We start from the raw sequence: 26,855 nt of genomic DNA on the forward strand, positions 1-26,855 counted from the left end.
GCCGCCGGCCCGGTTCAGCCGGTGGCCGCGACGATCGTGGCCACCGTCACCGCGGCCATCGCCGCCTGCATGTTCCGGATCGCCTCCCGCACGCCCTCGCCCGCCCACTGGCCCTCCGCGAGCTTCTCCATCCGCGCGGCGACCTCCTTGCGGGGCTCCTCGGGGAAGGCGATCCGGTGCAGCTTCGCCCCGTGCACCAGGGCGATCAGCCCGGCCGTCCGCTCGTCCGGCGCCGCGCCGTCCAGGACCGCGGCCCGCAGCCGCTCCCGCAGCCGCCGCTCGACCGAACCGTCCGCCTCCGGATAGCGCCGGACCGGGAACACGCCCAGGACCCGGCGCCGCTCCTCCACGACCAGCCCCCGCTCGCACAGCCGCGCGATCGTCGCGGCCGGCGCCTTCGCCTGGTCCTTCGTCAGCCAGTCGGTGACCTTCGGCGCCCTGCTCCGGCGCCCCGCCCAGGCGGTGAGCAGCGCCAGCCGCTCGTCGAGCAGCGCTTCCCCGGTGGGGCTCCCGTCCGTCACGGTCAGCCGTCCGCCGGCCACCGACACCCGCCCCGCGAGCGCCAGCTCCAGCAGGATCCCGCCCGCGACCGCCCACGAGGCCGACTGCCGCTCCTTCGCCTCCCCGGACTCGTCGTCCAGCGACAGCAGCGTGATCTCCTCGGCGAGCGTGATCGTCATCGGCGTCCTTCCAGGTGGTGCGGCCGGAACAAGATCCGGCGGGCTCTGCCCGGGAGGACGGTGTGACGGCCCGTACGGTTCCCCGGAACCGCCCGAAAGCGTCCGTACGGGGCCGGCCGGCGGGCCGTTGTCAGTGGCGGCTGGCACGCTGGAGCCATGGACAGGCAGAGCGAGAGTCCCGGGGGCGGGGGGAAGGGCGGCGACATGGGCGGGGACCGTGACGAGGAGCTGCTGAGGGGCCGGGTCTACGGCATGGACCACGACGACCCGCGCCCGGGACCGCGCCCCGGGCGGGCCTACGTGGAACTGGTCGGCGGCCCGCTCGACGGGCTCCTGCTGGACGTCACCGACTGGACCGGCGAGGAGATACGCGCCGGCGCCGCCCTGGAGACGGAGCTCAGCCGCTACGGCGCGGAGGGAAAGGCGGTGTACGGTCCACGGGCCGGCGATCCCGCGCGCTTCGACTGGACCGGCGACACCCGCTGACGGGTCCGGTCACGGCGGCGGGAGAGAAGCGGCGAGGCGCTCGCGGAGGCCGGGCACAGCGGAGGCCGGGCCGGCCGCGGCCGGACACACGAAAGGCGGGAACTTCTCCCGCCATGTTCAAGATATAGCGCATGGGGGGCCTTGCGGCAAGGCCCCCCGGATGCCGCACAATCGCACATCTACCCCCGTCACCTGCCGAAACGAGATTGCGCGCGTGCCCATGCCTCCGCGGACCACCGGCCCCTTCGAGCTTCCCGACCGTCTCGCCGCCAAGGCCGACCCGGCGCTCATCGCCGACGACGAGAAGCACTTCGCCGCCGTCGCCGAGAGCCTCGAACAGGCCGTCGCCGAACTCTCCGAGCGGCTCGACGAGGTACGCCGCGCCCCCGGCGGCGTCGGCCGCGAGGCGATGGAGCGCGACCTGGAGGTCCACCGCCTCTCCGGTCGGCTGCGCGCCCTGCGCCGCTTCGGACTCGACCTCTGCCTCGGCCGGATCGTCTCCGCCGACGACACCGAGCCCCTCTACATCGGACGCCTCGGCCTCACCGACAGCGACGGCAACCGGCTGCTCGTCGACTGGCGGTCGCCCGCCGCCGAGCCCTTCTTCGCCGCCACCCACGCCCACCCGATGGGCTTGGCCAGCCGCCGCCGCTACCGCTGGAACGGCGGCCGGATCACCGACTACTGGGACGAGGTCTTCACCGAGGGCGGCCTCGACGCGCACGCCGCCCTCGACGACCAGTCGGCCTTCATCGCCAGCCTCGGCACCAACCGCTCCGAGCGGATGCGCGACGTGCTGTCCACCATCCAGGCCGACCAGGACGCCATCGTCCGCGCGGGCTCGCGCGGCGCCCTCGTCGTCGACGGCGGCCCCGGCACCGGCAAGACCGTCGTCGCCCTCCACCGGGCCGCCTACCTGCTCTACTCCGACCCCCGGCTCGGCCACCGCCGGGGCGGCGTCCTCTTCGTCGGCCCCCACCAGCCCTACCTCGCCTACGTCTCCGACGTGCTCCCCAGCCTCGGCGAGGAGGGCGTGCGCACCTGCACCGTCCGCGACCTCGTCCCCGAAGGGGCGACCGTCCGCCCCGAGAAGGACACCGAGGTCGCCCGGCTCAAGTCCTCCGCCGCCCTGGTCCGGGGCATCGAGAAGGCCGTCCGCTTCTACGAGGAGCCGCCGGCCGAACCGACCCCCGTCACCACCGACTGGGGCGACCTCACGGTCACCGCCGAGGACTGGGCCGAGGCCTTCGACGCCCCCGGCCCCAGCACCCCGCACAACGAGGCCCGCGAGCTGATCTGGGAGGAGCTCGTCACCCTCCTGAAGGAGAAGGCCGGCGACGAGGTCCCCGAGATCCTCTTCGAGCGGGCCCTGCGGCACGACCGGCAGCTGGTCTCCACCCTCGACCGCGCCTGGCCCATGCTGGAACCCACCGACCTCGTCGGCGACCTCTGGACCGTCCCCGCCTATCTGCGCCTGTGCGCCCCCTGGCTGGACCGGGACGAGGTGCGCGCCCTCCAGCGGGCCGACGCCCAGGCGTGGACCGAGTCCGACCTGCCCTACCTCGACGCGGCCCGGCACCGGCTCGGCGACCCCCGGGCCAGCGCCCGCAAGCGCCGCGAGAAGGCGACCCTCGCCGCCCGCAAGGAGCGGATGGCCGGCGTCATCGACAACATCGTGCGCTCCGACGACGACGGCGAGGGCGCCGTCACCATGCTCCTCGGCAAGGACCTCCAGGACAGCCTCGTCGACGACAGCGGCCTCCCGGTCGCCGCCGGCGACCCGCTGGCCGGCCCCTTCGCCCACGTCGTCGTCGACGAGGCCCAGGAACTCACCGACGCCGAATGGCAGATGCTGCTCGCCCGCTGCCCCTCGCGCAGCTTCACCATCGTCGGCGACCGCGCCCAGGCCCGCCACGGCTTCACCGAGACCTGGCCGGAGCGCCTGGAGCGCGTCGGCCTCGACCGGGTCGGGATGACCTCGCTCGGCATCAACTACCGCACGCCCGAAGAGGTCATGGCCGAGGCCGAACCGGTCATCCGCGCCGTCCTCCCGGACGCCAACGTGCCGACCTCGGTCCGCGCCTCCGGCCTCCCCGTCCACCACGGCACCACCGACGAACTCGACGCCCTCCTCGACGCCTGGACCGCCGAGCACGCCGACGGCGTCGCCTGTGTCATCGCCGCCGAGGGGCGCCTCCCCGACCTCGGCGACCGCCCCCGGGTCAGGGCGCTCACCCCCAGCCTCTCCAAGGGCCTGGAGTTCGACCTCGTCGTCCTCCTCGACCCGGAGCGGTTCGGCGAGGGCATCGAGGGCGCGGTCGACCACTACGTGGCGATGACCCGCGCCACCCAGCGCCTCGCCGTCCTCACCACCGCCTGACCGGCGGCGGGCCGGACGCTCAGGACGGCAGCCCGCCGCGCGCGATCACCTCCGCGTACCAGCGGGCACTGTCCTTGAGCGTCCGCCGCTGGCTCGCGAAGTCCACGTGCACGATCCCGAACCGCTTGCTGTACCCGAACGCCCACTCGAAGTTGTCCAGGAGCGACCACAGGAAGTAGCCCCGCACGTCCGCGCCGTCCTCGATCGCCCGGCGCACCGCCGCCAGATGACCGTGCAGGTACGCCACCCGCTCCGGGTCGCGCACCTGTCCGGACGGGTCCGCGTAGTCGTCGTACGCGGCCCCGTTCTCGGTGATCACCAGCGGCACGCCCGGCAGCTCGTCGCGCAGCCGGGCGAGCAGCTCGTACAGCCCGTCCGCGTCCACCGGCCAGTCCATCGCCGTCCGGGGCCCCGGGGCCGGCAGGAACCGCACGTGCCGCTCGGCCCCCGCCCACGGCGACGGCGACTCCGAGGACCCCGCCGCGACCACGGTGGGGGAGTAGTAGTTCAGCCCCAGCGAGTCGATCGGTGCCGAGATCGCCGCCAGGTCCCCGTCCCGCACGAACCCCCAGTCCGTCACCCGGGCCGTGTCCCGCACCAGGTCCTCCGGCAGCCGGCCACGGAACACCGGGTCCAGGAAGATCCGGTTCGCCACCGCGTCGATCCGGCGCGCCGCGTCCAGGTCCTCGGCCGACTCCGTCAGCGCCCGCACCACATGCAGGTTGAGCGTCAGCGACACCTCCGACCCCGCCGGCAGCGCCTCCCGCAGCGCGCCCACCGCGAGCCCGTGCGCCAGGTTCAGGTGGTGGGCGGCGCGCAGCGCGTCCGCGTCGCTGGTCCGGCCCGGGGCGTGCACCCCGTTCCCGTACCCCAGGAAGGCGGCACACCACGGCTCGTTCAGCGTGGTCCAGGTGGAGACCCGGTCGCCGAGCGCCGCCGCCGTGATCCCCGCGTACTCGGCGAACCGCTCGGCCGTCTCCCGGCGCGGCCAGCCGCCCGCGTCCTCCAGCTCCTGCGGCAGGTCCCAGTGGTACAGCGTCGCCACCGGCCGGATTCCCGCCTCCCGCAGCTCGTCGCAGAGGCGCCGGTAGAAGTCCAGCCCCTTCTGGAGGGCCGGGCCGCGCCCGGTCGGCTGGACGCGCGGCCACGCCACCGAGAACCGGTAGTCCGTGACGCCCAGCTCGCGCATCAGGGCCACGTCCTCGCGGACCCGGTGGTAGTGGTCGGCGGCGATGTCGCCGGTGTCGCCGTTGCGGACCTTGCCCGGCGTCCGGCTGAAGGTGTCCCAGATGGACGGCGTCCGGCCGTCCTCCGTGGCCGCGCCCTCGATCTGGTACGCGGCGGTGGCGGTGCCCCAGCGGAAGCCCTCCGGGAAGCGGAGCGTCGCGGAGGACTCGGGGCGTGCGTCGACAGCGGTCATGAGGAGGCAACTCCTGGGAGAGGGAACGGAAGCGAAAGAGGGGAGGGGGGAGGAGAGGAGAGGAGAGGAGGGAGGTCCAGGGGCATCCTGGCAGGGGCGCCGGGGGGTCAGCCCTTGACCGCGCCCTGCATGATGCCGCCGACGATCTGGCGGCCCAGGAGGCCGAAGACCAGCAGCACGGGCAGCGTGCCGAGCAGGGTGCCCGCCATGATCACGGACTGGTCGTGGACGTATCCGCCGCCGAGCTGACGGAGCGCCACCTGGACGGTCGGTTCCTGCGAGGACAGGGCCACGATCGGCCAGAAGAAGTCGTTCCAGGCGGCCATGAAGGTGAGGAGGCCGAGGACGGCCATGCCCGGGCGGGCGATCGGCACCACGATCGACCAGAAGATCCGGGCGGTGGACGCGCCGTCCACCCGGGCCGCCTCGATCAGTTCGTCGGGCAGCGACTGCACCAGGTACTGGCGCATGAAGAACACGCCGAACGCGGAGACCAGACCCGGCAGGATCACCGACTGGAGCTGGTTCACCCACTGGAGCTCGGCGATCAGCATGAAGAGCGGGATGACGCCGAGCTGCGGCGGGATCATCATCGTCCCGACCGTGATCGCGAGCAGCGCGCCCCGGCCCCGGAAGCGGAGCTTGGCGAAGGCGAAGCCGGCGAGCGTGCAGCACAGCACCGTGCCCACGGTGATCGACCCGGACACGATCAGCGAGTTGAGCAGCGCCTTGCCGATGTCCGCCTCGGCGAGGACCGCCTCGAAGTTGCGGATCAGGTGCGGACCCGGCACCAGCGACGGCGGCACCTGCGCCAGGTCGGCGTTGGTGCGGCTGGCCGCGACGATCGTCCAGTAGAAGGGGAAGGCCGAGACGAGCACCGCCAGGATCAGGACGGCGTACGCGAGCGGGCCGGCCTTCAGGGTCCGTCCGGCGCCCGAGCGGCGTGGGCGCCGGACGGACGGGCGCCGGGTGGGGGAGACGGCCGGGGCGGCCGGGGCGGGCGGGTCGGCGAGCGCGGTCATCGGCCGGCCTCCTTGCGGGAACGGCGGCGCGCGATCAGGGCGTTGGCCCCGACCAGCACCAGGATCAGCAGGAACATCACCCAGGCGATCGCGGCGGCCCGGCCCAGGTGGAAGAAGCCCCAGCCCTGCTCGTACATGTACAGGCCGAGGGTCTGGTACTGGTGCGAGATGCCGCCCGACATGGACCCCTCGAAGAGCAGCGGCTCGCCGAAGAGCTGGGTCGCGCCGATCGTCGAGACGACGACGGTGAAGAGGATCGTGGGCCGCAGCCCGGGCAGCGTGACGTGGAAGAACTGCCGCCAGCGCGACGCGCCGTCCATCTCGGCCGCCTCGTACAGCTCGGACGGGATGGACTGCATGCCGGCGAGGTAGATGAGCGCGTTGTAGCCGGTCCACCGCCAGACGACGATCGTCGAGACCGCGATCTGGGAGCTGAGGGTGCCCGACTGCCAGTCGATCGGGCCGACGCCGACGAGGCCGAGGACGTAGTTGAAGAGCCCGAAGTCGCGGCCGAAGAGCTGGGCGAAGACGAGGGTCGCGGCGGCCACGGAGGTGGCGTACGGCAGCAGCATCGCCGTCCGCAGGAAGGTCCGGCCGCGCAGCCGGTGGTTGAGCAGATGGGCGAGTGCCAGCGCCATCACCAGCTGCGGCACGGTGGAGAGCACGCCGATGGTGAAGGTGTTGCGCAGTGCGGTCCAGAAGAACTCGTCACCGAAGAGCGCGGTGTAGTTGCCGAGCCCGCGCCACTCCATGGCGCCGGGGTCCTGGAGCTCGACCCGGTGGAGGGACACGTACGCCGTGTAGACCAGCGGGAAGAGCCCGAAGGCGGCGAACAGGGTGAAGAACGGGGCGACGTACGTGTACGGGGAGAGGACGCCCCACACGCGCCGGAAGACCGGCGTACGCGGGACTGCTGCGGCTTTCGCCGGTGCGACGAGGGTCACGGTGCGGCCCTTCGGGAGACGGTGACGGAGGAGTGGGGACGAGCCCCGGCCGGCCCGCCCGGGGGACGGCCACGGCGGGCCGCCCGCCCCGGGCACGGGCGCACCTGCCGGGCCTCGGCCCGGGAAGGACGCGGCCCGAGGGCCGGGGGTGCGCCCGTGCCGGGACGTGCCGGTGGGGACGGCGTCCGGCGGGACGGTCGTCCGGCGGGACGGTGCCCGCCGGGACCGTGTCCGCCGGGGTGGTGCTCGTGAGACGGTGCTCGTAGGGACGGTGCTCGTGGGGACGGCCCGCTGGGCGGTTGCCCGTCGGGCCGGTCCTCGTGGGGGACATGGCTCGCTGGGACGGTGCCTGTCGGGACCGTTCCCTTGGGGACGATGCTCGTGGGGGCGGTGCCCGCTGGGCGGTTGCCCGTCGGGAGGCACCCCGTGGGGCCGGGCCGACGGCGCGGTGTACGCCGTCGTGGCGCGGCCCGCCGGGGCCCGCCGCTCGTGGCTGCGCCCCACCGGGCCGGGACGTTCACCGGCCGGAGCCCGTGGGGGCGGCCGGCCCGTTCGGGCGGATTCCGGTGGGACCGGACGGACAGTGAGGCGTTCGCCGCCGGGTTGCGGCGCGGCCGGCTGCGGCTGCGCCCCTGTGGTCCCGGCGCCCGGCCGGGCGCCCCCGCGCCGAGCCCGGCGTCCTCCGGAGGTCCGGCGGACCTCCGCCCGACCTCCGCCAGGACGGAAGCCCGGCGGGACCGTGCCGGACGGGGGTGCCGAGCGCCGCCGGGGTCGTACCGCCGGGGCCGTGCCACCCGACCCGGGGCCGTGCCACCCGACCCGGCGCCGCGTGACCGACCCGGTGCCGCGTGACCGGCCCGGCGGCCGGCGCCCGGACCCGGGGCGGACGGCGCCCCGGTCCCGGTATGCCGGCGGGGTCAGCCCAGGGTGTTCGCGACGCCCTTCTTCGCGTTCTCCCAGGCCTTCTCCGGGGCGAGGCCCTTGCGCTCGACCTCGCTCAGCGCGTTGGTGATCTGCTGGCTGATGTTCTGGTCGTGGACGCCGAGGACCTGGACCGGTGCGGCCTTCGCGGCGTCACCGAAGATCTGCCCGATGGGCGCGCCGGAGAAGTACGGGTCGGTGGTGCCGGCGACCTCGGCGATGGCGCCGGTCGAGGACGGGAAGTTGCCCTGCTTGGCGAAGATCTTCGCCTGCTGCTCCGGCGCGGTGAGCCACTTGACCAGCTCGTACGCCTCCTTCTTGTTCTTCGCGGCCTTGGGCACGGCGAGGTAGGAGCCGCCCCAGTTGCCGGCGCCGCCGGGCAGCGTGGCGATGTCCCACTTGCCCTTGCCGGTCTCGCCGGCCTGGCCCTTGATGTAGCCGAGCATCCACGCGGGGCAGGGGATGGTGGCGAAGGAGCCGGCGGCGAAGGCCTGGTTCCACTGCGGGGACCACTGGTCGAGCTTGGCGCTGAGGCCGGCCTCGCTGGCCTTGACGGAGGTCTCCCAGGCGGTCTTGAGGGCGGGGTTGGTCTCCCAGATCAGCGCGCCGGAGGCGTCGTAGTACCGCTCCTTCTCCTGCCCGATCATGATCGAGTAGAGGCTGCCGATGCTGTCCAGCCAGGTGCTCTTGGCGGGGGCCTTGGCCTTGTACTGCTTGCCGAGCTCCAGGTAGCCGTCCCAGGTGGACCATCTCTTGGCCAGCTCGGCGCGGTCGGTGGGGAGTCCGGCCTGCTTGAAGAGGTCGGTGCGGTAGCACAGCGCCTCGGGGCCGACGTCGGTGCCGAGGCCGAGGACCTCGCCGTTCTTCCCGGTGGCGGCGGCCCACTTCGCCTCGGCGAACTGGCTCTTCAGCCCGTCGGCGCCGTACTTCCGCAGGTCCTCGAAGCGGTCGGCCTGCTGCTGGGTGACGGAGGCGATCCGGCCGACCTCCAGGCCCTGGACGTCGGCGAGACCGCCGCCGCCGGCGAGCCGGGTCTGGAGCGACTTCCAGTAGTCGGCCTCGTCCTCGGTGTCGGTCTGCTTGATGGTGATGCCGGGGTGGAGCTTCTCGTACTCGGCGTAGAGGCCGGCCTCCTTGTAGCCGAAGGAGCCGAAGAGGTCGACGGTGACCGTGACCTTGCCGCCCGCCTTGTCGGAGGCGGTGCCGGAGTCTCCGGAGCCGCAGGCGGCGAGGAGGGAACCGGCGAGCGCGACCGCTCCGATGCGGAGGGCGGCCTTGGTGGCGGCTCGGGTGGTGGACATGGACGGGCTCCCTTGGCGTCGGGGCGGATCGGGGGAGGGGAACGGGGTCGGCTCCGGGTCCTTCCGGAGACCGGAGGACGCTTGAGAGCGCTCTCAAGAACGGTCTGGAGCGTGCCTCGACTCTCCGGCTCCCGTCAAGACTCGAAGGCGTAACGGCTCGGAATCGAAGGGTCCCTACGGGGCCGCCGTCCCAACTCGGCTTTCCCCCGACTCTCTTGACTCCCAGGTTTCGGGAGTTTTACGTTGCGCACTGTTGAGAGCGCTCTCAAGATCCGTCACAACGACGGACGAACCCCCACGAACCCCTCCTCCGAGCCAACGAGGTGCTGTACGTGTCAGCTCCCCGCTCCCGACCGGCCGCGTCGCTGGTCCTCACCGCCGCCCTGGCGGCCGCCGGACTCGTGCCCGCCGCCGCCGGGACCGCCTCCGCCGCCACCGTCCCCGTGGGCGCGGGCGGTTACTCCGACACCCGCCCCGCCGGGACCTCCGGCCCCACCACCAACACCGGCGCCCCCGTCACCCCCAAGGTGACCGCCGCCGCCAAGGACCGGCCCGTCCCCACCAACGACTGGTGGTCCTCGCTCGCCTTCCAGCGCTACGGCGACAACCCGTACTCCACCCCCATGTACGGCCACCCGCTCACCTACCAGGCCGTCGCCGGCGGACTGGAGATCGGCTATCCCACCACCCCGGCGATCGTCGGCGACGGCCGCCAGTACGAGTTCCCCCACAAGGCCGACCTGACCCTCGGCCTCACCGGGCTCAACTCGCCCGACACCAAGGCCGACGACTGGTCCGACTGGACCGTCACCCCCCTCTGGTCCGACGGCGCCCGCACCCTGCGCACCACCATCGGCCACGGCCTGCCCTACGTGTACGCCAAGGGCACCGGCGGCGACGCCCGCGTCACCACCGCCGCGCCGCCCACCGTCTTCGCCGACCAGGGCAACGTCCTCGGCATCACCGTCGCCGGCCACCACTACGCCCTCTTCGCCCCCACCGGCACCGACTGGAACGTCTCCGGCACCACCCTCACCGCGGGCCTCGGCGGCAAGGACTACTTCTCCGTCGCCGTCCTGCCCTCGACCGACGCCCTCGCGACCTACCGCCGCTACGCCTACAGCTTCGTCACCGGCTCCCGCGTCGCCTGGTCCGCCGCCGGCGGCAAGGTCGACGCCACCTACACGCTGACCACCGAGGCGAAGGAGGGCACCGAGACCGGCACCCTCCAGGCCCTCTACCGGCACCAGTGGCTGAACTCCACCGACCCGCTCACCGCCTACACCTACGTCTCGCCGCGCGGCACCATGAAGGTCCGCGAGGGCCGCTCCTTCACCACCAGCCGCAAGCAGGCCGCCGTCCTGCCCGGGCTGCCCGCCACCGGCGCCGTCGACCAGGCCCGGCTGCGTACGTACCTGAACGAGGTGGTGAACTCCGCGGACCCGTTCTCCGGGGCCACCGACACGTACTGGACCGGCAAGGCGCTCGGCAAGCTCGCCCAGCTCGTGCCGCTCGCCGAGCAGCTCGGCGACACCGCCCTGCGCGACCGGCTCCTCGGCCTGCTCAAGGGCCGGCTCCAGGACTGGTTCACCGCCGGCGGCGCGAACGAGTTCTCGTACGACCGCACCTGGAAGACCCTGACCGGCTACCCGGCCTCCTATGGCAGCGACACCGAGCTCAACGACCACCACTTCCACTACGGCTACTACGTGTACGCCGCCGCCGTCGTCGCCCAGTACGACCAGGCCTGGGCCGCCGACTCCGCCTGGGGCGGCATGGTGAGGACCCTGGTCCGCGACGTCGCCAACCCCAGCCGCACGGACACGGCCTTCCCCTTCCTGCGCGGCTTCGACGTCTACGCCGGACACAGCTGGGCCTCCGGCCACTCCGGCTTCGCGGCCGGCAACAACCAGGAGTCCTCCTCGGAGTCCACCAACCTCAGCGCCGCCCTCGTCCTGTGGGGCTCCGCGACCGGTGACACCTCCCTGCGCGACCTCGGCGGCTACCTCCTGGCCACCGAGTCCGACGCGATCGGCCAGTACTGGTTCGACGCCGACCAGCAGGTCTTCCCCGGCTCCTTCACCCACGACACCGTCGGCATGGTCTGGGGCAGCGGCGGTGCGTACTCCACCTGGTGGACCGCCAACCCGGAGGAGATCCACGGCATCAACACCCTCCCGGTGACCTCCGGCAACGCGCTGCACATGGGCGCCTACCCGGGCGCCATCCGGCGCAACCTGGCCGAGATGGAGCGCGAGAACGGCGGCCCGGCCGTCGAATGGCGCGACATCCTCTGGGAGTTCGAGTCGCTCGCCGAACCGGCCCGCGCCAAGGCCCGCTTCGACGCCGTCGGCGGCAACTACACCCCCGAGGCCGGTGAGACCCGCGCCCACACCTACCACTGGCTGACCACCCTGGACGCGCTCGGCGCTCCCGACGCGAGCGTCACCGGCTCGATCCCGAGCTCGGCCGTCTTCCTGAAGGGCACCGAACGCACCTACGCCGCCCACAACTTCGGCTCGGCGCCCGTCACCGTCACCTTCTCCGACGGCAAGTCCCTCTCCGTACCGGCCCGTTCCACCGCCACCGGCAAGGGCACCGGGACGATCCCCTGCGGCCAGCCCGGCGGACCCGTCTGCCCCGACCCGGACCCGAGCACCGGCGACACCTTCCGCCTGGCCTCCGGCGGCAAGCTGACCACCGCCACCGACACCACCGCCGGCAGCGACACGATCGCCTCCGCCGGCGGCGTCAACCGCGACGGCACCCCGTACCAGCCGCTCGTCTACGAGGTGCGGAACGTCACCGGCACCCTCGCCCCGGGCGCCGCCACCGCCTTCCGCCTCGGGGTGGACGCCGGCACCTCGGTCGGCCTCGGTCAGCAGGTCCGGGTCAGCTACGACCTGACCGGCGACGGCACCTTCGAACGCACCGAGACCTACCACTACTTCGCCACCGACCCGGTGACCGGCTGGGAGCGCTACGACCAGAACCGCGGTCTGAAGTCCGCCACCGGCACCCTCGGCGACCTCCGCGGCGGCACCGTCCGCCTGGAGCTGTGGAGTGCCATCGGCAACGGCCCGTCGACGGTCAGGACCGGCACGGCGGACTCGGTCCTGGTCATCCCCTACGACTGAGGGACGCTCACGCCGACGCCCGGCGCACCAGCGTCGTCGGCGTGATCAGCGGGTCCGGGGCCGGTGCCCCGGACCCGTGCTCGTTCTGGAGCCGCATGAGCAGCCGGACCATCAGCCGGCCCATGCCCTCGATGTCCTGCCGGACCGTCGTCAGCGGCGGATCCGTGCGCTCGGCGATCGACGCCACGTCGTCGAAGCCGACCACGGCGACGTCGTCCGGCACCCGCAGGCCCCGCTCCCGCAGGACCCGCAGCGCGCCGGAGGCCATCAGGTCGTTGGCGGCGAACACCCCGTCCACGTCCGGGCGCCGGTCCAGGAGTTCGGCCATCGCCCGGGCGCCGCTCTCCGCCGTGAAGTCGCCGTGGCCCAGCAGGGCCGGATCCGGGTCGCCGAGCGCGTCCCGGTAGCCGAGGGCGCGGTCCACGGCGGACGTCTGGTCGCGGGGCCCGGCCAGGTGCGCGACGGCCCGGCAGCCCCGGTCGACCAGGAGCCGGACGGCCTCGCGCGCCCCGCCGCGGTTGTCGCAGTCGACGTAGGGCATGTCGGGACCGATCCCGTCCGTCGGGCGTCCGCCGAGCACGGTCGGGATCTTCGCCCGGCGCAGCACCGCCGCCAGCTCGTCCTCGTCGTGGAGGGAGAAGGCGAGCGCGCCGTCCACGTGCCCGCCGCCGAGGTAGCGGGCGATCCGGTCGTAATCGCCCGGGCTCTCCACCCACAGCAACACCAACTGCGAGTCGTGGGCGGTCAGTTCGCGGCTGATGCCGCGCACCTGCTCCTGGAAGAAGGGGTCGGAGAAGATCCGGAACTCGGGCTCGGCGATCACCACCGCCACGGCGCCGTTGCGCCGGGTGACCAGGGTGCGGGCCGCGAGGTTCGGGACGTAGCCGAGCTCCTCGACCGCCTGCCGCACCTTGTCGGCCAGCGGTGCGCGGACTCCCGCGCCCCCGTTGACGACCCGCGAGGCCGTGGCCCGCGACACCCCGGCACGGGCCGCGACGGCCTCCAGGGTGGGGCGGGCCCCTGTCGTCTGCTCGGCCACGTCGGCCCCCTTCGTCTGCTCCGGACGGGGTCAGGATATCCGTACGGACGAGAGGCTTGAGAGCGCTCTCTTCACTCGGTGGCGGTGAGGGGCGCGTGGTCAGTCCGGCCCCGGGGCGAAGGAGACCAGCCGGGGCCGGCGCTGGGCGTCGTCGCCGCTGACGCCCGTGGGCATCGCGACGATCCGGCCGCCGACCCTCAGGACGCGGCCCGCCATCGTGCTGTACTCGGCCTCGGCCGAGGCGGCCGGGTGTCTCATCAGCACCTTCTCCTTGCCGGCTCCGTCCTTGTCCAGGACGAAGGTACGGCCGGGGAGGCTCGGGGTGGCCGACTCGTACACGACCGTTCCCGACGCGGAGCGGAAGCCGACCGGTGTCAGGGTCCTGCCGTCATGCGACCGGATCCCCCAGAGGAGTCTCCCGGTCGCCAGGTCGTAGGCGCCGACCCGGTCCGTACCGCCCACGTGGACCAGCCCGTGGCCGACGACGATGCCCGGGCACGGCTGGAGGTCCGCGTCGATGCCGACGTGAGCGCAGTGCTCGAAGCCCTTGGGGCGCGGGTCGATCGTGCGGCGGACCTCGCCGCGGGGGCCGAGGGCGACGATCCGCCAGTCGTCGGTGAGCCGGTCGTTGTCGAGCGACGTGTACACCACCGGGTCGACGGAGACGACCCGCTCGGCCCTCCGGCCGGCCGGGGTCCGATGGCGCCAGCGCACGGCGCCGGTGCGCGGATCGAGCTCGCGGAGCTGCGTGTACCGCTTCCGGCGGTCGACGCCGAGCGCGCAGGTGGCGCTGACGAGGAGCCTGCTGCCGCCGGCCACCTGGTCGGGGTGGCAGCGGCCCGGGTCCTCGGTCGGGATGGTGAAGAGCCGGGCGCCGTCGGACACGCGGAACGCGGCGGCGCCGATCCCCTCGGCGACGGCGAGGGTGTCCCCGCTGATCGCCGTGTGGACGATGAAGGCGGGGGTGTCCCGGGCGGGGTCCCGCAGCAGCTCCTTCCGCCAGCCGGCCTTCCCGGTCCGCAGGTCGATCATCTGGAACCGGTCGCAGTGCGCGCCGCGCTGCGAGCCGCTCGTCGCGAGGACGAGGACGATCCGGCCGTCCGGGGTCGGATTCTCCGGCACCTCGCAGACCGGGGTGGGCAGCGTCAGGTTCCAGACCTCGGCGCCGTCGGAGAGCCGGTAGGCGGTGACCTCGCGGTACAGGGCCTGGACGACGGTGTCGCCGACGATCCAGGGGCCGTCGACGGGGATGCCGCGCCGGGGCAGGTCCGTGGTGTCCGAGGCGATCCAGGCGGTGGCCTCGCCCGGGCGGCGGGCGGCGGCGAGCTCCCGGGCGCCGGGGGCGCGGACCGGCTCGGCGGTGCGGAGGGCGGGCCCGGCGGGCGGGGTGGCGGTCCTCGACGGTGGCGCGTTCCCCTCCCGCGCGGCCGCGGGCCGCGCGTGCTCGGCCCCGTACCCGTACCACCCCGCTCCCGCCACCGCGACGACCAGCAGCGCCAGGCCGACGGCGAGCGCGGTCAGCCCGCGGTCACGCCGGGCGCGGGGGGCCGGCGCGGGGGGCCGCCCCGCCGGGTGCCAGGACGGCGGTGTGGATGACATCGGGTCCCCCTGTGGATCACCGGCAGTCCGGAAATCGGTTCTAGAACAGGATTCTGTTTTCGCCGTAGCATAGCGGCGCGGTCCGAAGGCGTGGGCCGACGGGCGGGGAGGCGGGTGGCGGTGTGGCCGCGCCGACCGTTCCGTCCTGTCTCTTTCCGACCCGTCCCGACCCGGCCCGTCCCGTCCCGTCCCGACCCGGCCCGTCCCGTCCCGACCCGACCCGACCCGTCCCGTCCCGTTCGCGGAGTTCACCCGTGGCGGTGGTCGCCGCCCGTAGCGCCGACCGGGCTCCCCCTCGTGCGGCAGCGTGGCCGCCATGAACCTCCGCCGCACCGCGCTCCCGCTCCTCGCCGCCCTCCTGGTCGGCGGCTGCGTCGCCCTCCCGGACCCGTCCGCGCCGCCCGCCGCGCGGACTCCGGAGACCGGGCCGCCCGCGCTCGCGCCCGCCGCCCGGCGACCTCCCTCGGCCCTGCCGGTCTGGCCGGAGCCCCCCGAGCAGGCCCCGCCCCGGGAGGAGCTGGCGGCGGCGGAAGAGGGAGGAGAGGGGGAGGAGGGGGAAGCGGGGGCCGGTGCGGCGGCGGTGCGGGACCCCCAGGCCGATCCCGTACGCCCCCGGGCCGGCGCCGCGCCCACCGGGGAGCCGGACGGGCGGAAGGCGGGGAACGGCAGGGCGGCGGCCCCCGCCCGGGCGACTCCGGCACCCCGGGCGACTCCGGCACCCCGGGCGACTCCGGCACCCCGCGAGACCGGGAGGAAGCCGCTCCCGCCCCGCGCGCGGACGCGTTCCCGCACCACCACCCCCGCTCCCGCTCCCGCTCCCGCCGGTCAGGCCCGGCCGGTGGCCGGGCAGGTCCCCGAGATGCGGAACCTGTGCCGGGAGGCGCAGCGGATCGAGGCCCCGATGGGCGCGGCGGAGCTGTGCCGGGACATGTACGGGCGCTGACGGGCGGCCCAAGTGGCCCAGTTCTCCATGCCGTCAATGGACCAGAAGGAGCGGGCCACATCCCCGTACGGTCGTGTCCATGGCGAACACCTCCCCAGCGCGCTCCGCCGTGGGCACCACCTCCGCACCCGACGCGGCGGGCCCCGGCCGTCCGGCCGCGACCCGCACCCTGCTCCTCGCCCAGCTGGGCAACTCCGTCGGCGACGGCGCCTTCTACGTGACCTCCGCGCTCTACTTCACCGGCGTCGCCGGGCTCTCCGCGGGCCAGGTCGGCGCGGGCCTCGCCGTCGCCTGGGCGGTGGGCTCGTCGGCAGGGATGCCGCTCGGGACGCTCGCCGACCGACGCGGGCCGCGCGGCGTCTCCGTGCTCCTCGCGCTCGTCACGGCGGCGGCGGTCGCCTCCTTCCTCCTCGTCGGTTCCTTCCCGGCCTTCCTCGCCGCCGCCACCCTCTTCGCCTCCGCGCAGAGCGGCCTGGCCGCCGCCCGGCAGGCGCTGCTCGCGGGACTGGTCGCCCCGGCGGACCGCACCGCCGTCCTGGCCCGGCTCCAGGCCGTGCTGAACGGCGGACTCGCCGTCGGCGCGGCCCTCGGCGGCATCGCGCTGCACGCCGGCACGCGCGGCGCGTACCTCGCGGTCTTCGCCCTGGACGCGGCCGGCTTCGTCCTCTGCGGCGCCCTGCTGGCCCGCCTCCCCGCCCCCGCCCCCGCGCCCGTCCGTGCCCCCGGACCCGAAGCCGGCGGCGCCTCCGCGACGGCGGTGCTCCGTGACCGGCCCTACGTCGTCCTCACGCTCCTCAACGCCCTGATGCTCCTGCGGATGCCGGTGCTGAGCCTCGCCCTGCCCCTCTGGATCGTGCAGCGGACGGCGGCGCCCGGCTGGACGGTCTCCGCGCTCTTCGTCCTCAACACCGCGGCCGTGACCCTCTTCCAGGTCCGCGCCGCCCGCTCGGTCACCGACCTGGAGTCGGCCTCGGGGGCGGTACGGAGCGCGGGCGCCGTCATGTTCGCCGCCTGCGCCGTGTTCGCGGCGAGCGCGCTCCCGGGGCTCGGTGCCGGAGCGGCCGCCGCCGTCCTGGTCCTCGGCGCGGTGCTCCTCGTGGCAGCCGAGATGCGGCACTCGGCCGGTTCCTGGCAGCTCGGCCTCGGCCTCGCCCCCGCCGACCGGATCGGCCAGTACCAGGGCTTCTACGGCGCCGGCGTCCCCGTGGCCCGCACGCTCGGACCGCTCGTCGTCACGACCCTCCTCATCGGCGGCGGCCCCCTCGGCTGGCTCCTCCTCGGCGCCGCCTTCGTCCTGGCCGGCACCGCGACCGGCCCCGCCGCCCGCTGGGCCGCGCGGACACGGCACCCGAACGGGCAGGAGCCGGCCGGGATCAGGCCCGTGGTGCGGGAGCCGTGAGGAGGGCGAAGCCGTGGCGGTCCACGTCGGCGGTGGTGGCGGCCAGGACGACCACGCCGGTGCCGGACGCGCGGTCCAGGCCGAGCCAGGAGCGGAAGCCGCCGGTCCCGCCGTTGTGCAGGGTGAGGGTCAGGTTCCTGACGCTCAGGGTGATCCAGGCCGCGCCGATCCGCGTCCCCGCGGTGAAGGGGAGGACGGGGTCGAGCGCGGCGATCCCCGGCGCCGTGCCGTCCAGCAGCGCGGCGGTGAGGCGGGCCATGCCGGCGATGTCGGCCCGGATCCCGCCCGCCGGCCCCAGCGCCTCGCCCGTCCACGGCTCGCGTGGACGGCCGCGCCTGGTGGTGCCGGCGAGCGCGCCCGGCAGGAGCCCGGCGGGCCCCGTGGGGAGATAGAAGCGTTCGAGGCCGAGCGGGGTGCTCACCCGGTCGGCGACCAGTCGCTCGTACGGCCTCCCGGCCGCGGCCGCCAGCGCGTGCCCGAGGAGCTCGAACCCGAGGTTGGAGTAGCGGGGCCGCGGCGGACCGGGCCGTACCGCGCGCGCCTGGTCGAGCAGCTCGGCGACGGACTCGCCGTACGGATTGGTGCCGTGGCGCCACAGCGCGTAGGTCCGCCGCCACGGCCGCGCCGACGCCGGCACCCTCGGCAGCCCCGACCGGTGCGTGGCCAGCGCCCCGAGCGTCACCCCGCCGGCCGGCGCGTCCGCCAGGGGCAGCAGCTCCCCGAGCGCCGTCCGTGCCGTCACCTCCCCGCGCGCCAGCGCGTCCGCGTACAGCAGGCCGGTCACGCCCTTCGACACCGACCCGATCTCGTAGTCGGCCCCGAGCCCCGCCCCCACCGAGGCGGTGGTCGTCCCGTCGGGCCCGACCAGGGCCGCGGCCACCGGGAACCGCCCGCCCGTCAGCTCCCGCAGCCGCCCCGCCAGCCGTCCGTCACCGTGCTCGCCGGCCTTGTGATCCCCGTCCATGCGGCCACCCTAGGAGGCCGCGTGGCCACCACCCACCCCTCCTGTGACCCACGTCACGGATTCCGCTTTCCCTCTTTCCGTTATCCCCGTCTTCCGCCGAGGCTCTCCCCTGCGCAGGAAACTCCGGGAACGGGCGAGAGAAGGACGGACGGCGTGCAGCGGACCATGGACACGGATCAGATGGCTGAGTGGACGACGCAGCGGATACGGGCGGTGGGGTACGGCGACCCCTGGGCGTGCGACCAGCTCCTCAGCGCCCACCGGCCGCTCGTCCACGCCCTGGTGTCCCGCGCCCTCGACGCCCGTCCCGCCGCCTCCGCCGTCGACGCCGTCGTGCGCGACACCCTGCGCCGCGCCCAGGGCGCCCTGCACACCCTGCCGTACCCGGAGGCGTTCCGGCCCTGGCTCGTCGCGCTGGCCGTCGACACCACCCTCGGCCACGCCGCCGGACTCGACGGGGCCGAGGGATGGCTGGAGGTGCAGGACGCGGTGCTCGCCGCGCTCGGATCGCTGGAGGCCCAGGGGCTGCTCCTCCGGCACGAGACGGCCGCCGCGCTCCAGTGGACGCCGGAGGACACCGCGATGCGGATGGAGACGGTGCGGGCGCGCGCCGAAGCCGCCCGTTCCGTCGGCGCCGCCCTGGCGAGGGGGCCGCGCTGCCCCGGGCTCCAGGAGCTCACCGCAGGCTGGGACGGGCGTCCCAGCGTCGGCTGGCGCGACCATCTGGCCCCGCACACGAGCCGGTGCGGTGCCTGCTCCGGCGTGGTGCCGGCGCCGTACGCCGACGTGCCGGACGACGCGGCGGCCGAGCCCGACGCCGACGACGCGACCTGGAGCCACGACCTCGGCGGGCTCGCGCCCGTCTCCGCCGCCCCCGTCCCCGCCCCGCGGTCCGGGACGCGCGGGGACCGCCGCCGACGGCGCCAGGCGCAGGAGCGGACCCGGCGGCGGGCCGCCGTCGCGGCCGGGATCGCGGTCGTCGCGGTGACGGGCGGGGCGTTCTCGTTCTACGGCGGGCGGGACGGCAAGGAGGAGCTCCTGGAGGCGAACCGCGCCGTCGTCCCCGGCCCCGACGTGCCCCTCACCCACGACCCGGACTCCCTCTCCACCACCCCCGCCACCGTCGGCGCGACCCCCTCCGCCTCCACCGCGGCGCCCGGCCGGACGACCGCCTCCGCCACGCCCGGCACCGGAGACCGGAAGACCGCCACCGCGCGCCCCACCACGGCGTCCCCCACCCCGCAGCGCACCACCGCGAGCCCCGCCCCCACCCTCCCCAGGAAGACCGCCGCGCCGACGGCCGCGCCGAAGCCCACCCGGACGACCGCGTCGCCGACGGCCGGCACCGAGCCCGACCCCGGCGGCGGCGCGCAGAACGACACCGGTCAGGGCTCCGCCGCCGACCAGGTGCTGTCGCTCGTCAACGCCGAACGGGCCAAGGCGGGCTGCGGGCCGCTCACCGCGAACGCGACCCTCGCGCGCGCCGCGCAGGGCCACTCCGACGACATGGCCGCCCGGGACTTCTTCGACCACACCAACCCCGACGGCGCCGACCCGGGGGACCGGGTCACGGCCGCGGGCTACCCCTGGTCCACCTACGGCGAGAACATCGCCATGGGGCAGCGCACGCCCGAGCAGGTCATGGAGGCCTGGATGAACAGCCCGGGCCACCGCGCGAACATCCTCAACTGCGACTTCAAGGAGCTCGGCGTCGGCGTCCACGACGAGGGCGGCCCCTACTGGACCCAGGTCTTCGGCGCCCGCTGACCCGTCCGCCCGCTACGCCTCCGCATCCGACTCCGACACCAGGGCGGACAGCTCGACCCGGGAACGGAGCTGGAGGCGGGCGTACACCCCGCGCAGGTGGTGGTCGACCGTGCGCGGGCTCAGCGAGAGACGGACGGCGACCTCCTGGTTGGTGGCGCCGGCCGCGACGAGGCGGGCGATCCGCTGCTGCTGCGGGGTGAGTTCGGCGAGGGCGGAGGGCTCCGCCGGGCGGCCGCCCGCCGCGCCCGTCGCGCGGAGTTCCGCCCGCGCCTGCCGGGCCCAGCCCTCGGCCGCGGCCCGCTCGAACGTGACCAGCGCGTCGCGCAGCGGGCCCCGCGCCTCGCCGGGGCGCCGCCGCCGGCGGAGCCACGTACCGTACGCGAAGAGCGTGCGGGCCCGCTCGAAGTCGTTGCCGCCGTCCTCGTGACGCCGCAGGGCCTCGCCGAACCAGCGGCCCGACTCCTCGCCGAGCGGTGCCAACAGGGCGCGACAGCGGGCGAGTTGCGCGGGGGCGGGACGGTCGAGCCCGCACCCTGCCCAGAGCGCGTACTCCTCCGTCGCCGCCCGCGCCTCCACCGCCCTCCCCGAGGCCACCGCCGCCTCCACGAAACAGGGCACGGCCAGCATGCGGAGCGCGAAGTGGCCCCCGTGCGGACCCGGGCGTACCAGCGGTGCCAGGCGCGCCGCCGCCTGGGCGGCGAGCCCGCCGCCCAACTCCGCCCGCGCCAGCGCCCATTCGGCGAGCGTCACCGCCTGTGTGAGCCCGTGCGGCCGCCCGATCGCCAGCGCCCGCTCCGCGTGCTCCGCGACCGAGGGCCCCTCACCCGTCACGGACGCCACCAGGGCCAGCACCGCGTGCTGGTGGGCCGCCGAGTTGAGCTGGCCGGTGGCGCGGGCCGCCCGCAGCCCCTCCCCGGCGGCGTGCCCGGCCCGGGCGTACCGCCCCGCCCGCAGCTCCGCGTAGGCGAGGTGTTCGTGGATCCGGGGCAGCAGCGAGACCCGCTGCTCGGCCCGCGCCCGCGCCAGAGCCCTGGCGTGCAGCCGGGCCGCCGCGGACACGTCCCCGAGCACCAGCGCCGCCGATCCGGCGCGCAGCAGCAGCCGGGGCTCGCCCCGGCCCGCGCCGACCGCGACCACCCGCGAGAGCGGCGCGCGCGCCTGCTCCGGGCGGATGGTGAGCGCCGCGCGCAACCCCTCGGCGAAGGACCGCTCGGTGCCCGGTCCGGCCGGGGCGAGGTCCAGCGCGGCGAGGCAGGCGTCGACGTCCCCCGCCGCCCACGCCGCCTCCATCGCCAGGAACCGCGCGTCCGCCGCCTCGGCCGGTTCCCGGTCCCGCAGCACCTCCGCCGCCTGGACGAACGCCTCGTGCGCGTCCATGACCGGCCCGCCCGCCAGCGCCGCGAACCCCCGCGTCAGCAGCGCCCGCCCCCGCGCCACCCCGGAACGCGCCCGCACGGCCGGGGGAGGCCCCAGCCGGTCGGCCCGGTGGCGTTCGTGAGGCGTCGGGGGAGTGGGGGAGGCCTGGCCCCGTGCGCGGCGCCCGTCCCCGGGCCGCGCCGCTCCGGCCCCCGCCGCCCGGGCCAGGAACGGGTCGCCGAAGGCGAGTTCGTCGTCCCGGCGGACCAGCAGACCGGCCGTCACCAGACCGTCCAGGGCCTCGGCGGGCACCCGGAGGGCCCGCGCGCGGGCCAGCGCCGTGCCCACCCGCGTACGGTACGGATCGCCGGCCGACGGGTTCCCGCCCCACAGGTCCGTGGCCGACGGGTCCCCTGCCGACGGGTCCGCGGCCGACAGGTCCGTGGCCGACGGGTCCCCGGGTACGGGCTGCGGCCCGCAGGCTCCGGCCACCACGCCGAGGAGCCGGCGGCTGTCCGCCGGGAGGGCGTCGAGCAGGCCGCCGTACACCGTCGTCAGGACGCCGTCGTCGACCAGCCGCCCCCGCGCCGGGAACGCCGTCCCGGCGAGGACCTCCGGCGGTAGCCGGCGGACGGCCTCGACCAGGACGCCCGGGTGCCCGGCCGCCTCGTCCAGGAGCCGCTCGGCGACGGCGGGGCCGACCCGTCCGCCGCCCACGTCCTGAAGCAGGGCGCGGGCGCTCGCCCGGGTGAGGCGCGACAGGCGGACGGGCGGCGCACCGGCCGCGGCGGGCAGGGGGCGGCCGGGCGCGGACGCCACCAGCCAGCCCGCGCGGGCCGCCCCGCGCGGGCCCGGCACCCGCCAGTGCGCGGCGAACGCGGCCCGTGAGTGCGCGTCCCACAGCGGGAAGTCGTCCAGGCACAGCAGGACGGGCCCGCGCCCGGGCAGGAGCGACGCCAGCGCGGCCGCGATCCCGCCCGGGCCCCGGGCGAGCCGGGCCGCCCGGCACCCCGCCGCCCCGGACGGAGCCAGCGCGGCGAAGAGGGCCCGGACCCCGCTCCACGGCACCTGCCGGCCCGGTGCGCCGACCACGTGCGCCTCGCCCGGGAAGTCCCGGGCGGCCCGGGACAGCAGGGCGGAACGCCCCTCCCCGGGCCCGCCCGCCACGCGGACCACCGTCTCCTCCCCCGCGGGCGACGCCGGTGACTCCGCTGACGCCGGCCACAACGACCGCGACACGGAGTCGAGTTCGGCCTCCCTGCCGTACAGCACGGGCGACGGCGGCCCGGTGCAGGGGGCCGCCGTCCCACCCGTCGCGCTCACGCCCGTCACGTTCACCCCGGCACGCTAACGGGCGCGGCCGGAGGCGGGAACGGAGCGGTACGGGGGTGTGGGCCGGCGCCCAGCCCCCCGTACACCGGGCTGTGCCCGCGCACAGCCCGGTGCGCGGCCTGCCGCGCGGTCCGCCGCGGAGGTCGTCGCACAGGCGGTCAGGAGCCCAGCGGGCAGCTGCCCCGGTACTCGTCGATCGTCAGGCTCGGCCTCGGCAGCGGGCAGAGGAACTGCTCGTACCGGGTGTCGTCGTCGACGAAACGCTTCAGCCACGACAGGCTGTACTTCGCGATCGTCGTGTTCGACGTGTTGGGCGTGAAGTGCGTGGCGGCGTTCAGTTCCAGGTACGCCTTGTCGAGGCCGGAGGGCAGGCTCTCGTAGAACGGCTCGGAGTGCGTGGCGACGGGCGCCACGGTGTCGCCGTCCGCGCCGATGACCAGGGTCGGGGTGGTGATCTCGGGCCAGGTCTTGTCGGTGTTCCAGCCGGTGAGGGGCACCGCGGCCTTCAGGCTCGGCCGGCTCTTCGCGGCCTCCAGCGTGCCGCCGCCGCCCATCGAGTGGCCCATCACGGCGAGCCGGGAGGTGTCGACGCGGCCGCGGACCGAGCTCTTCTGGGTGAGGTGGTCGAGCGCGGCGAGGAGCTGACGGCCCCGGCTGTCGGGCTGGTCGAGCGTGGTGAGCGTGTCGATGACGAAGACGACGAAGCCCTGCGAGGCCAGCCGCGGGCCCAGCCAGGCGACCGACGACTGCGTGGCGGTGAACCCGGGCGAGATCGCCACCGCGCCGAAGGTCCCGTCACTCGTGCTCGTCGGGTAGTAGATGGTGCCGCCGCCGAAACCGGTGGCGGAGAGGGAGGAGACCGTGGTCTGGGAGACCGCGTACGAGCCGCGCGCCGCCTCGATGCTCGCCTCGGTGGGGGCGGGGCCGCGCTCGTACGGGTTGCCGGTCGCGGCGCCCGCTCCCGGGGCGAGGAGCAGCGCGAGGCCGGCGGCTGCGGCGGTGGCCGCGGCAAGGTATCGCTTCACGACGAAGTCGTCCTCTCGTGTCGTGGGCCGGACGCCCCGTGGGGAGGGACGTCCGGTGCCGTGGGATGGCCTCGCCACTGTGCGGGCGGCGCGGAACGCCGTCATCGGCACAATCGCCGGTCCCGCGCGCGGCCGCGTGCGGCTCATGGGGCCCGGCGCGACCGGGCCCGCCCGTGACGGCCCGCCCGTGACAGCTCGCCCGTGACGGCCCGCTCGTGACGGCCCGCCCGTGACAGCTCGCCCGTGACGGCCCGCTCGTGACGGCCCGCTCGTGACGGCCCGCCCGTGACAGACTGGCGGACGAGTCCTCACCCGAACGGCCGACAGGAGGTCCGATGCCCTCACGACCCCGGTCCGGCGCGTCCCGGGAGCCGCTCGTGCGATACGGAGCCGAGTCGCCGGAGGGCGTGGTGCTCCTGCTGCACGGGGGGCGGGCCGACGGGCTCGAAGCCCCGCCGGCGCTCAACCTGCCGGCCCTGCGCATGCGGCCCTTCGCCGAGGCGGTGCGGCGCGCGGCGCGCGGACGGGCGGTCGTGGTCGCCGAGTGCCGCTACCGGCACCGAGGCTGGAACGGCGAGCGCGCCGACGCCGCCCGGGACGCCGAGGCCGCGCTCGCCGCGCTGCGGGCGCGCTTCGGGGAGATCCCGGTCGTCCTCGTGGGCCACTCGATGGGCGGACGGGCGGCCCTCGCCGTCGCCGGGGACCCGGCCGTCCGGGGCGTCGTGGCCCTCGCGCCCTGGTGCCCGCGTGGCGAACCCGTCGCCCACCTCGCGGGCCGCCGCCTCCACCTCCTCCACGACGAGACGGACCGGGTCACCGCGGCCCGCGACTCCTGGGAGTTCGTCCGCCGCGCCCGTGAAGCCGGCGCGGACGCGACCGGCGTCCCCATGCCGGCCGGCGGCCACGCCATGCTCCGCGGCGCCGGTCTCTGGCACCGCAGGGCCGGCGGACTGGCCCTGGAAACGCTGACAGGTCCCCGGACGCGTACGGACCACGCGGCCTCCTAGGCCCAGGCCGACCGGCCCCCGCCGTCCGCCCGCCCTCCGCCGACCTCGCCGTCCGCCCTCCGTCCGCCGGTCTCGCGGGCCGTCCGCCCTCCGTCCGCCGGTCTCGCGGGCTGCCCGCCGTCCGTCCGCCGGTCTCGCGGGCCGCTTGCTCCCTGCCGGGTTCGCGCTGCCTGCCGTCCGTCGTCCATCGGTCTCCGCCGCTCTCCGCCCGGGACCCGCTCGATTCGCGGGAGCGGACATATCGGGACAGGATCGGGCGTAGAGGGGGCGGGTGCCCCCGCGCGGTCGAAGAGGTCCCGCGCAGGCGCGACGCCGTGCGGGCCGTGAGGTTCCGGCCTCCTCGGACCGCGCGTGTTCGAGGAGGTGCAGTGGCCGAGCTCATCGTCATCGGGTACGAGGACCGTGCCGTCGCCGAGGAAGCGCTCGGCACCGTGCAGGACCTGCAACGCGACCACGTCGTCGGGCTCAACGGCCTGGCCGTCGTCTCCGTCGACGCCGAGGGGCGCACCCACGTCGACACCTCGAACCGGGTCGTCGGGGTCACCGCCGCGACGGGGGCCCTGTGGGGCACCATCTTCGGCATCCTCTTCCTCGCCCCGGCCGTCGGCGCCCTCACCGGCGCGGCGCTCGGCGGACTCGTCGGCCGGCTGAGCAAGTCGGGCGTCGACGAGCGCTTCCGCCTGCAGGTCGGCGATCTGCTGAGGCCCGGCTCCGCCGCGCTCGTGATCATGGCCGCGAAGCTCACCGAGGACAAGTTCACGGTGGCGATGCAGCGGCACGGCGGCACCGTCCTGAAGACCTCCCTCAGCGACGCGGACGAGAAGGAGCTCGCCGAGCAGCTCGCCGGAGCGGAGTGACGGTGCCGGCCGGCCGGTCGCCCGTCCGCCCGTCCTTCCCTCACCCATGCCCTTCCCCACCCCGTCCCCTTCCCCCTCTCGCGCTCATGCCCTTCCCCCCATCCCGTGCCCTTTCCCACCCCCGAAGGAAGGCCCCTCCATGGACCCCGTGCTCAGCAGTGAGGTGCTCGCGAAGCTGCGTCAGCCCCGGCCGTACCCGGCCGTCTCGCTGGTGATGCCCACGCACCGCCGCGAACCGGACAACGCCCAGGACCCGGTGCGACTGCGCAACCTGCTCTCCGAGGCCGAGAAGACGCTCACCGGCGATCCGGACGTGCCGCGCGAGCGGCGGCTCGACATCCTCGACCAGCTGGCCCGCGCCGCCGCCGAGGTCGACCTGGCGCACGCCGAGGACGGGCTGGTCATCTACGCCGCGCAGGGGGAGCACCAGGTGTGGTCGCTGCCCAGGGCCGTGCCCGAGCGGGTGGTCCTCGCGGACACCTTCCTCACCCGGAACCTCGTCGCCGCCCGCGCCGCCGAGCAGCCCTACTGGGCCCTGGCCGTCGCCGCCGACCGGGTCTCGCTGTGGAGCGGCGACCCCGAGCGGACCGCCGAGGCGGCGCGGGACGGCTTCCCGCTGACCCGCAGCCTGGAGGACCCGGACGTCGAGCGGAAGGAACGCGTCGGCGACGTCCCCGGCACCTTCCGGGACGAGGCCACCCGGCAGTTCCTGCGCGAGGCGCACGAGAAGCTGCGGGCCGTCCTCGCCGCCGAACCCCGCCCGCTGTACGTCCTCGGCTCCTCCGCGGCCCTCGGCCTCCTGGAGGAGCTGGGCCCGCTCGCCCCGGACACCGTGACCGTCCCGCACGGCGGTCTCGCCGCCGGGCCGGCCGCCGCCGTCCACGCCGCCGTCGAACCCTCCCGCGCCGCCCGCGCGGCCGCCGCCGTCTCGGCGCTCACCGCCGATCTCGACGCGGCGCGGGGCCGGCGGGAGTTCGCCGGCGGCATCGACGAGGTGTGGCGGGTCGCGAAGGAGGGCCGAGCCCGGCTCGTGGCCGTCGAGGACGACTACCGGACGGTCGTGCGCGAGGAGGGCGACCACCTGGAACCGGCCGAGGCCGGCGACCCCGGGGCCCGGGACGACATGGTCGACGAGATCGTCGAACGGGCCCTGGACACGGGCGCGGAGGTGCGGTTCGTGCCCGGCGGCACGCTCGACGGCCAGCACCACATCGCGGCCGTGCTGCGCTACTGACCCGCGGTGCTGCGCGGGGGCCGGGACGCGGGCGTCCCGGCC

Annotated in this window: 19 protein-coding genes; 9 read left to right on the forward strand and 10 right to left on the reverse strand. The window is 75.6% G+C overall.

Annotation, left to right across the window (positions count from 1 at the left end):
• Positions 1–14: 14 nt before the first annotated feature.
• The gene (locus ACFQ8C_RS11935) at positions 15–680 is read right to left on the reverse strand and encodes a GPP34 family phosphoprotein (RefSeq protein ID WP_383455200.1); all 666 of its coding nucleotides are present in this window, start codon (positions 678–680) and stop codon (positions 15–17) included.
• 156 nt (positions 681–836) lie between these two features.
• On the opposite strand from ACFQ8C_RS11935, the gene ACFQ8C_RS11940 reads away from it, so the two are divergent.
• Together ACFQ8C_RS11940 and helR are read left to right on the forward strand one after the other, a co-directional pair.
• Complete coding sequence (locus tag ACFQ8C_RS11940) at positions 837–1,166, forward strand: hypothetical protein (RefSeq protein WP_383455203.1); 330 nt, start codon at positions 837–839, stop codon at positions 1,164–1,166.
• A gap of 220 nt (positions 1,167–1,386) precedes the next feature.
• Positions 1,387–3,546 (forward strand): RNA polymerase recycling motor ATPase HelR, encoded by a 2,160-nt coding sequence (gene helR, locus ACFQ8C_RS11945; RefSeq protein ID WP_383455254.1) that lies wholly within the window; start codon positions 1,387–1,389, stop codon positions 3,544–3,546.
• A 19-nt stretch (positions 3,547–3,565) separates the two neighbouring features.
• Here the strand turns inward: helR and ACFQ8C_RS11950 are convergent, their stop codons facing one another.
• The 4 genes from ACFQ8C_RS11950 to ACFQ8C_RS11965 form a co-directional block, all read right to left on the reverse strand.
• Positions 3,566–4,966, reverse strand: coding sequence for a GH1 family beta-glucosidase (locus ACFQ8C_RS11950; RefSeq protein WP_383455205.1), 1,401 nt, complete (start codon positions 4,964–4,966; stop codon positions 3,566–3,568).
• 107 nt (positions 4,967–5,073) lie between these two features.
• Positions 5,074–5,988 (reverse strand): carbohydrate ABC transporter permease, encoded by a 915-nt coding sequence (locus tag ACFQ8C_RS11955; RefSeq protein ID WP_383455207.1) that lies wholly within the window; start codon positions 5,986–5,988, stop codon positions 5,074–5,076.
• A complete protein-coding gene (locus ACFQ8C_RS11960) occupies positions 5,985–6,932 on the reverse strand; it encodes a carbohydrate ABC transporter permease (protein ID WP_383455209.1) in 948 nt (315 codons plus the stop codon). The genes ACFQ8C_RS11955 and ACFQ8C_RS11960 overlap by 4 nt, the downstream gene beginning before the upstream one ends.
• A gap of 917 nt (positions 6,933–7,849) precedes the next feature.
• Entirely contained in the window at positions 7,850–9,154 is a 1,305-nt protein-coding gene (locus ACFQ8C_RS11965; RefSeq protein ID WP_383455212.1) for an extracellular solute-binding protein, read from the reverse strand.
• Positions 9,155–9,486: 332 nt separating this feature from the next.
• Between ACFQ8C_RS11965 and ACFQ8C_RS11970 the strand changes: the two genes are divergently transcribed.
• The gene (locus ACFQ8C_RS11970; RefSeq protein WP_383455215.1) at positions 9,487–12,291 is read left to right on the forward strand and encodes a glycosyl hydrolase; all 2,805 of its coding nucleotides are present in this window, start codon (positions 9,487–9,489) and stop codon (positions 12,289–12,291) included.
• A gap of 7 nt (positions 12,292–12,298) precedes the next feature.
• On the opposite strand, the gene ACFQ8C_RS11975 is transcribed toward ACFQ8C_RS11970, so the two are convergent.
• Positions 12,299–13,330: a LacI family DNA-binding transcriptional regulator gene (locus ACFQ8C_RS11975; RefSeq protein WP_383455218.1), complete on the reverse strand. Its 1,032-nt coding sequence runs from the start codon at positions 13,328–13,330 to the stop codon at positions 12,299–12,301.
• Between the two features lie 99 nt (positions 13,331–13,429).
• Complete coding sequence (locus ACFQ8C_RS11980) at positions 13,430–14,929, reverse strand: PQQ-binding-like beta-propeller repeat protein (RefSeq protein ID WP_383455221.1); 1,500 nt, start codon at positions 14,927–14,929, stop codon at positions 13,430–13,432.
• Between the two features lie 316 nt (positions 14,930–15,245).
• Here ACFQ8C_RS11980 and ACFQ8C_RS11985 point away from each other — a divergent pair, with 316 nt between their 5' ends.
• Positions 15,246–15,872: a hypothetical protein gene (locus ACFQ8C_RS11985; RefSeq protein ID WP_383455224.1), complete on the forward strand. Its 627-nt coding sequence runs from the start codon at positions 15,246–15,248 to the stop codon at positions 15,870–15,872.
• A 79-nt stretch (positions 15,873–15,951) separates the two neighbouring features.
• Entirely contained in the window at positions 15,952–17,271 is a 1,320-nt protein-coding gene (locus ACFQ8C_RS11990) for an MFS transporter (protein ID WP_383455227.1), read from the forward strand.
• On the opposite strand, the gene ACFQ8C_RS11995 is transcribed toward ACFQ8C_RS11990, so the two are convergent.
• On the reverse strand, positions 17,246–18,235 hold the full coding sequence (locus ACFQ8C_RS11995; RefSeq protein WP_383455230.1) for a serine hydrolase domain-containing protein: 990 nt from the start codon (positions 18,233–18,235) through the stop codon (positions 17,246–17,248). The genes ACFQ8C_RS11990 and ACFQ8C_RS11995 overlap by 26 nt on opposite strands.
• Before the next feature lie 180 nt (positions 18,236–18,415).
• Between ACFQ8C_RS11995 and ACFQ8C_RS12000 the strand changes: the two genes are divergently transcribed.
• Complete coding sequence (locus ACFQ8C_RS12000; RefSeq protein ID WP_383455233.1) at positions 18,416–20,002, forward strand: CAP domain-containing protein; 1,587 nt, start codon at positions 18,416–18,418, stop codon at positions 20,000–20,002.
• A 12-nt stretch (positions 20,003–20,014) separates the two neighbouring features.
• Here the strand turns inward: ACFQ8C_RS12000 and ACFQ8C_RS12005 are convergent, their stop codons facing one another.
• Positions 20,015–22,525, reverse strand: coding sequence for a LuxR C-terminal-related transcriptional regulator (locus tag ACFQ8C_RS12005; protein WP_383455236.1), 2,511 nt, complete (start codon positions 22,523–22,525; stop codon positions 20,015–20,017).
• A 323-nt stretch (positions 22,526–22,848) separates the two neighbouring features.
• A complete protein-coding gene (locus tag ACFQ8C_RS12010) occupies positions 22,849–23,715 on the reverse strand; it encodes an alpha/beta hydrolase family protein (RefSeq protein ID WP_383455239.1) in 867 nt (288 codons plus the stop codon).
• A 377-nt stretch (positions 23,716–24,092) separates the two neighbouring features.
• Between ACFQ8C_RS12010 and ACFQ8C_RS12015 the strand changes: the two genes are divergently transcribed.
• The 3 genes from ACFQ8C_RS12015 to ACFQ8C_RS12025 all read left to right on the forward strand — a co-directional run bounded on the left by ACFQ8C_RS12015 (position 24,093) and on the right by ACFQ8C_RS12025 (position 26,813).
• The gene (locus ACFQ8C_RS12015; RefSeq protein ID WP_383455242.1) at positions 24,093–24,722 is read left to right on the forward strand and encodes an alpha/beta fold hydrolase; all 630 of its coding nucleotides are present in this window, start codon (positions 24,093–24,095) and stop codon (positions 24,720–24,722) included.
• Positions 24,723–25,090: 368 nt separating this feature from the next.
• On the forward strand, positions 25,091–25,579 hold the full coding sequence (locus ACFQ8C_RS12020) for a DUF1269 domain-containing protein (protein WP_383455245.1): 489 nt from the start codon (positions 25,091–25,093) through the stop codon (positions 25,577–25,579).
• Between the two features lie 139 nt (positions 25,580–25,718).
• A complete protein-coding gene (locus tag ACFQ8C_RS12025; protein WP_383455248.1) occupies positions 25,719–26,813 on the forward strand; it encodes a chemotaxis protein in 1,095 nt (364 codons plus the stop codon).
• The last annotated feature ends 42 nt before the right edge of the window (positions 26,814–26,855 follow it).

This window comes from Streptomyces sp. NPDC056503 (genome assembly GCF_042794995.1).
Taxonomy (GTDB): domain Bacteria; phylum Actinomycetota; class Actinomycetes; order Streptomycetales; family Streptomycetaceae; genus Streptomyces.

Bases quoted from the DNA above. Each gene is read 5' to 3' on its own strand.
- ACFQ8C_RS11995 (WP_383455230.1), bottom strand. From the start codon at position 18,235: ATGGACGGGGATCACAAGGCCGGCGAGCACGGTGACGGACGGCTGGCG.
- ACFQ8C_RS11950 (WP_383455205.1), bottom strand. From the start codon at position 4,966: ATGACCGCTGTCGACGCACGCCCCGAGTCCTCCGCGACGCTCCGCTTC.
- ACFQ8C_RS11965 (WP_383455212.1), bottom strand. From the start codon at position 9,154: ATGTCCACCACCCGAGCCGCCACCAAGGCCGCCCTCCGCATCGGAGCG.
- ACFQ8C_RS11980 (WP_383455221.1), bottom strand. From the start codon at position 14,929: ATGTCATCCACACCGCCGTCCTGGCACCCGGCGGGGCGGCCCCCCGCG.
- ACFQ8C_RS12025 (WP_383455248.1), top strand. From the start codon at position 25,719: ATGGACCCCGTGCTCAGCAGTGAGGTGCTCGCGAAGCTGCGTCAGCCC.
- ACFQ8C_RS11990 (WP_383455227.1), top strand. From the start codon at position 15,952: ATGGCGAACACCTCCCCAGCGCGCTCCGCCGTGGGCACCACCTCCGCA.
- helR (WP_383455254.1), top strand. From the start codon at position 1,387: ATGCCTCCGCGGACCACCGGCCCCTTCGAGCTTCCCGACCGTCTCGCC.
- ACFQ8C_RS11940 (WP_383455203.1), top strand. From the start codon at position 837: ATGGACAGGCAGAGCGAGAGTCCCGGGGGCGGGGGGAAGGGCGGCGAC.
- ACFQ8C_RS11955 (WP_383455207.1), bottom strand. From the start codon at position 5,988: ATGACCGCGCTCGCCGACCCGCCCGCCCCGGCCGCCCCGGCCGTCTCC.
- ACFQ8C_RS11935 (WP_383455200.1), bottom strand. From the start codon at position 680: ATGACGATCACGCTCGCCGAGGAGATCACGCTGCTGTCGCTGGACGAC.
- ACFQ8C_RS12000 (WP_383455233.1), top strand. From the start codon at position 18,416: ATGGCTGAGTGGACGACGCAGCGGATACGGGCGGTGGGGTACGGCGAC.
- ACFQ8C_RS11985 (WP_383455224.1), top strand. From the start codon at position 15,246: ATGAACCTCCGCCGCACCGCGCTCCCGCTCCTCGCCGCCCTCCTGGTC.